This window comes from Candidatus Desulfolinea nitratireducens (assembly GCF_982879505.1).
In genome coordinates this window covers 1-9,509 of sequence record NZ_CEYOSI010000032.1, presented here as the reverse complement: position 1 = coordinate 9,509, position 9,509 = coordinate 1, and the positions used below count along the sequence as shown (strand labels likewise).

At 48.9% G+C, this 9,509-nt stretch carries 9 protein-coding genes; 4 read left to right on the top strand and 5 right to left on the bottom strand.

Features of this window, described 5'->3' with window-relative positions; translation table 11 throughout:
- The coding region (locus tag AC3DOM_RS04530) for an FAD-binding protein (protein WP_487917836.1) at positions 1-720 on the top strand (720 nt) is incomplete at its 5' end.
- A gap of 309 nt (positions 721-1,029) precedes the next feature.
- Here AC3DOM_RS04530 and AC3DOM_RS04525 read toward each other — a convergent pair.
- From AC3DOM_RS04525 to recJ, 3 genes are all read right to left on the bottom strand, one after another.
- Entirely contained in the window at positions 1,030-1,614 is a 585-nt protein-coding gene (locus tag AC3DOM_RS04525) for an indolepyruvate oxidoreductase subunit beta (RefSeq protein WP_487917835.1), read from the bottom strand.
- Between the two features lie 79 nt (positions 1,615-1,693).
- Positions 1,694-3,583, bottom strand: coding sequence for an indolepyruvate ferredoxin oxidoreductase subunit alpha (gene iorA, locus AC3DOM_RS04520; protein WP_487917834.1), 1,890 nt, complete (start codon positions 3,581-3,583; stop codon positions 1,694-1,696).
- A gap of 31 nt (positions 3,584-3,614) precedes the next feature.
- Positions 3,615-5,297: a single-stranded-DNA-specific exonuclease RecJ gene (recJ, locus tag AC3DOM_RS04515; RefSeq protein WP_487917833.1), complete on the bottom strand. Its 1,683-nt coding sequence runs from the start codon at positions 5,295-5,297 to the stop codon at positions 3,615-3,617.
- A 78-nt stretch (positions 5,298-5,375) separates the two neighbouring features.
- On the opposite strand from recJ, the gene AC3DOM_RS04510 reads away from it, so the two are divergent.
- Positions 5,376-5,891, top strand: coding sequence for a hypothetical protein (locus tag AC3DOM_RS04510; protein WP_487917832.1), 516 nt, complete (start codon positions 5,376-5,378; stop codon positions 5,889-5,891).
- 46 nt (positions 5,892-5,937) lie between these two features.
- Here the strand turns inward: AC3DOM_RS04510 and AC3DOM_RS04505 are convergent, their stop codons facing one another.
- Both AC3DOM_RS04505 and AC3DOM_RS04500 read right to left on the bottom strand, forming a co-directional pair.
- Positions 5,938-6,588 carry a class I SAM-dependent methyltransferase gene (locus tag AC3DOM_RS04505; RefSeq protein ID WP_487917831.1) on the bottom strand — a complete coding sequence of 217 codons (651 nt, stop codon included), beginning with the start codon at positions 6,586-6,588 and terminating at the stop codon, positions 5,938-5,940.
- 2 nt (positions 6,589-6,590) lie between these two features.
- A complete protein-coding gene (locus AC3DOM_RS04500; protein WP_487917830.1) occupies positions 6,591-7,355 on the bottom strand; it encodes a nitroreductase family protein in 765 nt (254 codons plus the stop codon).
- Between the two features lie 137 nt (positions 7,356-7,492).
- Between AC3DOM_RS04500 and AC3DOM_RS04495 the strand changes: the two genes are divergently transcribed.
- The gene (locus AC3DOM_RS04495; RefSeq protein WP_487917829.1) at positions 7,493-7,687 is read left to right on the top strand and encodes a YwbE family protein; all 195 of its coding nucleotides are present in this window, start codon (positions 7,493-7,495) and stop codon (positions 7,685-7,687) included.
- Positions 7,688-7,812: 125 nt separating this feature from the next.
- Positions 7,813-9,270, top strand: a complete 1,458-nt coding sequence (locus AC3DOM_RS04490; protein ID WP_487917828.1) for a DEAD/DEAH box helicase — start codon at positions 7,813-7,815, stop codon at positions 9,268-9,270.
- The last annotated feature ends 239 nt before the right edge of the window (positions 9,271-9,509 follow it).

Below are 9,509 nucleotides of genomic sequence, written 5' to 3'. Positions count from 1 at the left end.
GACCTTGCCCCGCGCGATATTGTCGCCCGTGCCATTTATTGGGAAATGATGGAAAATGATTATCCCTATGTCCTGCTCGATATCGCCTCGCATATGAAAGCGGATGCGATCAAAACACGCTTCCCGCAAATTTATGAACGCTGCCTGAAAATGGAGATCGATATCACCGAGCGGCCAATTCCGGTGGTACCGGCTGCGCATTATTTCTGCGGTGGCGTATTGGTCGATGAATGGGGACAAAGCTCAATCCCGGGTCTATACGCGGTAGGTGAAGTTTCCTGCACCGGGGTCCATGGGGCAAACCGATTGGCTAGTACCTCCTTATTGGAAGGCCTGGTCTGGGGCGACCGCGCTGCCCGTCACATCCGTGACCTTGAACCTGCCCCCATTGTGGATGAAAATGATGTCCCCCCTTGGGATGACACCAACGCTCAATACGATACCGATCCTACTTTGATCCAGGGTGACATGCAAACCATCCGCAACCTGATGTGGCATTATGTCGGGTTGGTTCGCAGCCATTATCGGATGAATCGCGCCCTGCGCGAACTCCATCATTTACGGACCGAGATCGAAGGCTTCTACAAAAAATCCCGCCTGACAGACGGCCTGATCGGCCTGCGCAACAGCGTCCAGGCCGCCCTGATCGTTGCCAATGCTGCCAGAATGAACAAGGTCAGCAGAGGCTGTCATTATCGGGAAGAAAGCATACAAGACTGATAATTTCTCAAAAAAGAAAAAACCATTCCGGGAACGGGATGGTTTTTCGTAATAAAGTTCTCTTTTCCTATTAGACTTCTTGCAAAAACCCCTTTTTGACACTGCTCTAGCCGCCGTCCTCGGCGGCGGGGACGCCGCTGGGAGCACATATGAAAGAGGTCTATTGATATTCACTAAAGTTAGATAATATTATCTGAGTAAAACGTCCCGCAGGTTCCCATTATTTCAGGTACAAAAAAATTAACCTGCGGGACGCTCATAACCAATTTATCTGAATATCAGTAGGATGAGATCCAGACCTGAGCGAGATTACTTCACAGCCTGACGCCCGGCCTGAAAAGCCTCCCGGTTCAGCTCAACAAATTTCGGCGGGACCCGGGCCTCAATTACCTTCAACCACGGATCTGACTCCATTTCCAGTATCTTAGAAAGCGCTCCCAGAAGTACCACATTCGCAGCTTTGATATTGCCAAGTTCTTTAGCGATCTCAACACCCCTCACCCAATAAACTTTATCAGTCACCAATTTGAAAGATGCTTTGATCTTTTCATTGGCAGGATACACATCCATCCCGGAGCTGACGGATAAGGGAGTGATTTCATAATCATTTACCAGGACCATCCCTTTCTCGCGAACTCCACCCACAAAACGGATTGCTTCCAGCTTCTCAAATGCGATCAGAATATCCGCTTCGCCATCAGGAATGACAGGAGAATAGACTTTCTCACCCCAACTGACGTGTGAGACCACGCTCCCACCGCGTTGCGACATGCCATGAACCTCGGCTTTTTTTACATCGTAACCCAGGCTAATTCCCAATTCGGCTAAAACGTTGCTGGCAAGGATCGTTCCCTGCCCACCAACGCCCACCAGTAGAAAACGCATATTTTTCATAATTCCCTCGATGATTTACCACAAAGGCACAAAGTTCACCAAGAAAACCTTTGTGTTTTTCCGTATCTTTGTGGTGAACCTAATCCACTTGTCGTGCCAATACCTGCTCGCGAAATAAAATTGCATCACGGGGGCAAACCTGCGAGCAGATTTCACATCCTGTACAAAGTATCGGGTTTATTTCCGCCAGCGGACGCCGGGTTTTCTCGTCCAGCTTTTCTGATCTGATGATCGCTGGACAACCGATCCGGAAGCAGAGAGTGCAACCATTGCAATCCTCTTCAACGATATCCAGGGGCAGATATTTTTTGCGCTCATCTGGAACAAGGGCACAGGCATGATCAGTGATCAAGACTGCCGGCTCGTCGATTTTCAGCCACTCCCTGAGCGTGCTTTCAATCGCATCCACATCATAGGCATCAACGCGCCTGACAGTTTTGATGCCTATTGAGCGGACAAGTGCTTCAATATCGACTTCGTTGGTTGGCTTGCCTTGCAGGGTTAACCCGGAACCGGGATTTTCCTGTTGTCCTGTCATGCTGGTAATACGGTTATCCATAATGATCGTGATCACATTGCTCTGGTTATAGGCCACATTCATCAAGGCCTGCACCCCGGTGTGAAAAAAAGTCGAATCACCGATCACCGAAAAATGTCGTTCCCTGTCGCCAGCCATCATGCCGCCATGCGCCACGCCAATACTTGCGCCCATACAACCGCAGGTGTCCATTGCACTCAAAGGCGGTACAACACCCAGTGTATAACAGCCGATATCACCGTTGACTGGTCGTTTGAGCTTGTTCAAGATATAGAAAGTGCTCCGATGAGGACAACCGGGACAAAGCGCTGGGGGGCGCCTGGGCAGTTCTTCCACCAAAAGGACGGGGAACTCCACTCGCGCAGCCGGAGCAGACTCGACCTCGGGTTGGGTTTTCGGTTCATCGGGCAATAAGCCAATCCGAATTGCGTGCGATCGTACGATTCCCGAATTCAGTTCACCGTTATGCGGAAAGATCGATTTAAAATGTGGATATTTGCCGCCAACCCATCCATCCGGTTTATATAATTTGATCCCCATCATCAATACCTGCTCCTCGATAAAGGGATCCAGTTCCTCAAGTACGATGACTTTATCAACCTTTGCAGCAAAATCACGAATCATATTTTGCGGCAGCGGGAAAGACATGCCAAGCTTTAAGATGCTGGCATCAGGGAAAACATCGCGAGCGTACTGATAGGCAATCCCGCTGGTAATTACACCAAGCTCAAAACTACGCATCTCTGCCCGATTGAGATCAGAAGTCTCGGCGAAGTCAGCAAGTTTTTGGAGACGCTCCTCCACAAGAGGATGTCGTTTGCGCGCATTGGCGGGGATCATGACATATTTGGCAGGGTTACGCGGATATTTTCCCGGAGGTGGGGTTTGGTAGCGATCAGGTCCGGTTGCGACGAGTGAGCTGGTATGACAAATCCGCGTCGTCGGGCGGATTAAAACAGGGGTGTCAAATTCTTCACTGATCTCAAATGCCCTCACCATCATATCCCTGGCTTCCTGACTGTCAGCAGGATCGAGGCAGGGAATACGCGCAAATTTGGCATAATTGCGGTTATCCTGTTCGTTCTGGGAGGAATGCATTGAAGGGTCATCGGCAGAAACGATCACCAGGCCAGCTTCCATCCCGGTCATCGCGGCATAGAAAAATGAATCTGCGGCTACATTCACACCAACATGCTTCATGGTCGCCAGGGCGCGTTTACCCGCATATGCTGCACCCACAGCGACATCCAGCGCGACTTTCTCATTCGGAGCCCACTCAGCATAAACATTTGGCATTGAAGCAAAAAACTCCAGGATTTCGGTACTCGGTGTCCCCGGGTAACCCGACGCCACTTCCACGCCTGCTTCCCAGGCGCCGCGCGCCAGGGCCTCATTACCAGAGAGCAGTCGTTTTACCAATTCTTCTGTCATTTGGGAATTTCTCCTATACCAACAATTAAATTCAGAACTTGATATCCTTCACATTCAACTGCAATAATTTCCGCCCATTCCATTCGCTCACCTCAAAAGTAAAGAGCAAATCGATTTTTGGGGGCAGATCAGGCTTGAGGTGCCCCAGCCGAAAAGCGATTGCATCCAAAGTGGCTTCACCATCTGATAATGTCAGCTTGAGATGAGACTGATCCTGTCCAACAGTACGTGAACTTTTTACACGCAGATTGCGGGAAACAAAAATCGGGCGTGGATTTCCATAGCCAGTGGGTTCGAGATAATTAAAATGTTCGAGCATCTCGAAACTCAAGGATTCGAGCCCAAGCTCCATATCTGCTACCAATACCGGTCGCAGGTCTACACCCGCGAGTTTTTCCGTTGCAATCTCTCTCAGGCGTTTAAGTAATATCCCCACATTTTCATTGCGGACAGTGAATCCTGCCGCAGCGGCGTGACCTCCATGCCGGACAAGCAAATCCGCGCATTCGTCAAGAGCTTCTGTGATATGGAATTCAGGGATCGAGCGGCACGAACAACGCGTGGTTTCTTCATCCACTTCCCCAACGATAGCGGGTCGATAGTATATATCTGCCAGGCGGGATGCGGCTAACCCCACCACGCCAGGATTAAATTCCGGCGAGGCAGCGAAAAGCAGCAATGCGTCCGGGTCATCGGCAAGGGCGATGACCTCAGCCTGCTGCTGCATCTCACGGGTGATGGTCTGCCGTTCCCGATTTTGGATCTCAAGTGCCTGGGCCATTTCGCCCGTTTTCATAAAGTCAGTTTCCATCAATAAATCTAAAGCTGCGATTGCCGAATCAAGGCGACCGGCTGCGTTCAGACGAGGCCCAAGGCCAAATCCGATATTCATGGCAGTGACCTCCTTGATATTGACCCCCGCAACTGCCGCAAGAGAAACCAATCCCTGACGCTGGGCGTTACGCATCACACGCAGGCCCTTGCGGACCAGGGCGTGGTTTTCACCCGTCAAAGGTGCGAGATCAGCGACAGTTCCCAAAGCCACCAGATCAAGAAGTTTATCTGCAGTGAAACCATTGGTTCCCTGATTTTTCTCCAGCAATCCCTGTGCCATTTTATAAGCAATGCCTACCCCGGCTAGGTATTTCTCGGGATAAGTATCACCATTTTGTTTTGGGTTGATGATCGCCAGCGCGGGTGGCAGCACATCGCCAGGGGTGTGATGATCTGTAATAATGAGGGCAAGCCCAAGGTCACGTGCGTGAGCGACCTCATCCACTGAGCGAATGCCACAATCCACGGTGATAATTAACCCCGCCCCATCCTTTGCAAGCTGATCCAGCGCATCCATATTCAAACCATATCCTTCATCAAAACGGTTCGGGATATAGGCATGAACATCCCCGTTGAGTACCCGCAAAACCTGAACCAGCAAGGCGGTGGATGTGACGCCGTCAACGTCGTAATCCCCATAGATAATAATTTTCTCTTTCTGCTCTATTGCCTGGATAATTCGATCCACCGCAATCGCCATATCTTTTAACGCCCAGGGCGACATCGTATGATCGGGGGCGGCTTTCAAAAAAGCGCGTGCTTCAGCATCGGTTGCATATCCACGATTGAAGAGCAGTTGGCGCAAGATGGGAGGGAATTTTTCAAGGGCCTGATCGGCTTCCGGGGTGAGGGGGGCTTGGATTTGCCAGCGGGTTTGCATGATCTGAGTATAAGCGGGGATAATAGGCGAGGCAAGGGTGTTGTATAATAATGGTAATTCTTTGGAGGAGGCAGCCAAATGTATAAACTAAAACCCGATGAAAAGCTCACGCCCGTGATGGTGTATACTGACGCCGCAGTATTCAACGGCTCCGTTGTGACGAAAAAAATTGCCCGCGTGAATACCTGGTTACGGACCGAAGGTGCACCAACATTTTTGCGTTTACTCAACGCGCAAATGATTCGACCGGATAACCCTGACAGAATTATCAAATTTGATGAACAATTTATTCCCGTCCCCAGTATCATCGGCTTTCATGTTGGACAGGGAATCGAAAATGAGGTGGATTACGACGAGCATGAAGAAAACAGGATGATGGAGCATGTTAAGGTTGTACTGGGGTCATTTCTTGTGGAAGGAAAAATCCGTATATCCACGCAAACCGATCTAAATTCATCCATTGAGCAATACAGAATTGCCTGGTCCTCTATTTACCATGCCACTATCTCCAATTTTTATTTGTCTAAACTGAACATCCAAACCGAGCTCATGCTGGTTCGCCATGAGGGGGTTTCATTTGGGATTATTGGATAATTTCTTTTTATGCTGGATCAAACCTGATGTTGGAATGAATGCCTTATTATTTCAGACCTATCACAATGCTAACGGGTAATCCCCACATTTTGAGTATTTTCTTTTCTTGGATTTTAAATCCTGTACTTGTCAGGCTGTCTACAGGATAAATTGGACGACAATCCACCAAGGCTGGCATTTTGGCATGAAACCATTCATAGATGCGCACGGCGAGAGAATCTTCTTTTTCGAGCGCAACAACCCCCAAACGCCCGGTGGGTTTCAACACACGTTGACATTCCTTGAGCAGAATGGGGATTTCTGGCGTGTCAAATAATTCCAATGTGAAGCTGATAAAAATAGCGTCAAAATATTCGTCGGCATAGGACAATGAAGTAGCATCTCCTGTCTCCAGGCGAACGGCATCTGCCAGTCCCGCACGGAGGAGTCTCTTCTCTGCGATAGCACGCATCTTCTCTGAGATATCGATTCCGTACACTGTTGCGGGGTAAGCAGCCAGGGCCAACGCAACCAGGGCGTGACCAGTTCCACAGCCAATTTCGAGGGCGATTTCGCCGCTCTTCAAATTCAGCATCTCCAATCCTAGATCGGCAAATTTCTTCTCGCTGGCAGCAAATAGATCGTACCAGCGACTGATCCCGTCGTATGTCTGGCGGGCTTTTTCTTTTGAGCGTACTACCCGGCTGATCTCTTTCATTTTTATTTCATTCCAAAGCCTTGCTTTTTGATAATGGAAAGCATTTCTTTGCGAGTAACTTGGGATGTTCGTCGAGCAGTGTGCTCAAGCCAGCCATAAGCTTCCATTTCTCCATCTCTACCCGGGACAGGAACCTGGCGATCAGTATAAATGCCGGTTTCGATCATCACTTGATCATACGCCAGCAGCGCGGCATCCTGCTCTGTGTTGTAACTTTCCCAGTGCAAAATTGCCTCCTGTGACAGGCGAGGACGGATCATCGGTGCCTTCTCTGGCCAGCCAATGGTCATCCCTGTGATGGGAAAAACATGCTCTGGCAATTCGAGTAATTTGATAATCTCAGCTGTGTTATTGCGAATACTGCCGATATAGCAGATTCCAAGTCCCAGAGATTCGGCCGCAAGGGCGGCATTTTGAGCGGCAATGGCCGCATCGATGGCTGCGACCAGAAAATTCTCAACGGTTTCGGCATTATGTTCATAGCCACGCATCTGGTTTACCCGCTCCAGCCGGAAACGGTCGGCGCACCAGGCAAGAAAGACCGGTGCCTGAACGATATGACTTTGTCCGCCACATAATTCTGCCAGTGCAGAACGTTTTTCTGCATCAGTGACAGCGACCACGGTGAAGGTCTGCATATTTGACGAGGTGGAGGCCCGCTGCCCGGCAGCTACTATCCTCTCTACAATGGAAGCAGGAACCGGGTCGGGTTTGTAATGGCGCACAGATCCATGGGCATGGATCAAGTCAAGGATTGCATTTTCCATCATTATTCTCCAGAGATAAATTGTCAGAGCCTAATTTATTAATTTATACTCAAATATGTTTCAGGCTTATAGTATAACAAGCAATTGCATGGTTTTTTTATTCACAAACATCATCAATGCCTGTTACAATAAATCTTATGAATGGAACTAAACGCAATAATATTAAACCCGGCCTGAAAGTCGCCATTGTGTTAAAGAAAGATCAGCGCAGCGACAAGGTTACTGAGGGGATTGTCAAAGATATATTAACCAATTCCGCCAATCATCCGCATGGGATCAAGGTCCGTTTGATGGATGGGCAAGTCGGCAGAGTCAAAGAGATATATGTATAAAATTGCAGGGACAACCCTGCCCTCCCTCTCCCTCCGCCCTCTCCCGAGGGGAGAGGGGACTCACTAATCATTTGCGTCATTCGCTTATTAGCGAAATTCGCGTTTTTAAAAAAAGAGAGAATATTTTGAATAATTCAACGGAAGAAAAACAAGAAAAAACATCCCCCGAAACCCTCCCCAAAACAACCTATGCCGAACTCCCCGAAAAACTGCGCACAGCAGCCGATCGCGTTGGCTGGAGTGAATTAATGCCCGTCCAGGCTCGCGCCATCCCCTATCTCTTCGCCAAAAAAGATGTCATGATTCAGGCGCGCACAGGTAGCGGCAAAACAGGGGCTTTTCTGCTCCCCATGCTGGAGCGGCTCAGGGCAAATAAAAAATATTGTCAGGCGCTGATCCTGGTCCCTACGCGGGAATTAGCCAAGCAGGTGGAAAAGGAAGCAGAAATCATTTGTCGGGATAGTGGTCTTAGAACCGTAGCAGTTTACGGTGGAGTTGGCTACGGCCCACAGATCAAGGCCTTCGAGCAGGGCGCACAGATCGTCGTTGGAACGCCAGGGCGTGTGCTTGATCACCTTATCAAACGAAGTTTCAAACTCGATCGCCTTGAAATGCTGATCTTTGATGAAGCCGACCGGATGCTCTCGATGGGTTTTTATCCGGATATGAAACAGGTCCAGAGCCATCTCCCGCGGCACGCTGTCAATACCTGCATGTTCTCAGCCACCTTCCCCGTGCACGTCATCCGCGCGGCCGACGAGTTCATGCATGAGCCGGAATTCATCAGCCTGAGCAGCGACCATGTCCACGTTACCGACACCGAGCATATTATCTACAACGTACCGAGCATGGAAAAAGATCGGGTATTGATCCGCCTGATCGAGTTGGAGAATCCGCATTCGGCAATCATTTTCTGCAACACAAAGAGACGTGTGAGTTATGTGGCGACCATTCTCAAGCGATATGGATACGACGCCGATGAGTTAAGTTCCGATCTTTCACAAAATCGACGGGAAGATGTTTTGGGAAGCGTGCGGAAGGGGACCTTGCGTTTTCTCGTGGCGACAGATGTTGCCGCCAGGGGCATTGACATCACCTCGCTTTCCCATGTCATCCAATACGAACCACCCGATGACCTGGAAGCCTATATTCACCGTGCCGGGCGAACCGGTCGTGCCGGAGCGACAGGCGTAGCCATGACACTGGTATATGCTGTTGAGAAACGCCAAATGAAACATGTTGCTGCACATTTCAAAATCGAATTTGAAGAACGATCTGTGCCCACTCATGAAGATGTCGCAAATGTGGTTGCCGAAAGATCGCTGGTCTTTCTGGAAGCCAGTCTGCGCGAACGCGATCAGTTACAGACTGACCGGAGTTTGCGTTTCAAGGTCTTGGCTCAAAATCTTGCCGAGAGTGAGGATGAACTTCCAATCATCACCATGCTTCTGGATGATTATTACCAGATGGCGCAGCATAAATTTATCCCCAAGATCGAGGATAAACCAAAACAATCACCGCAAAGGAAGAAATCAGGGAGAGGACCTGGGCAAAATCGCAGTCCAAGGAGAAGAAATAATTAAACACAGTTCAAACAGAGACCCTATTTGATAAAAAGAGTAAGGCTAGAGATAAAAAAGTAAAGGCTGGGATTCAATATTCTAAACCTGACAATTTTGCAACGGCAAAATGTCAGGTTTTTTGAATGATATAATCCAAATATGATAAAAATTATATATTCGATACTATTGGTATTGGCAATTTGGGCATTTGTGAGTTGGTTTTTTGTAAGAAATATTGAATCTCAATCATATACTGTAAT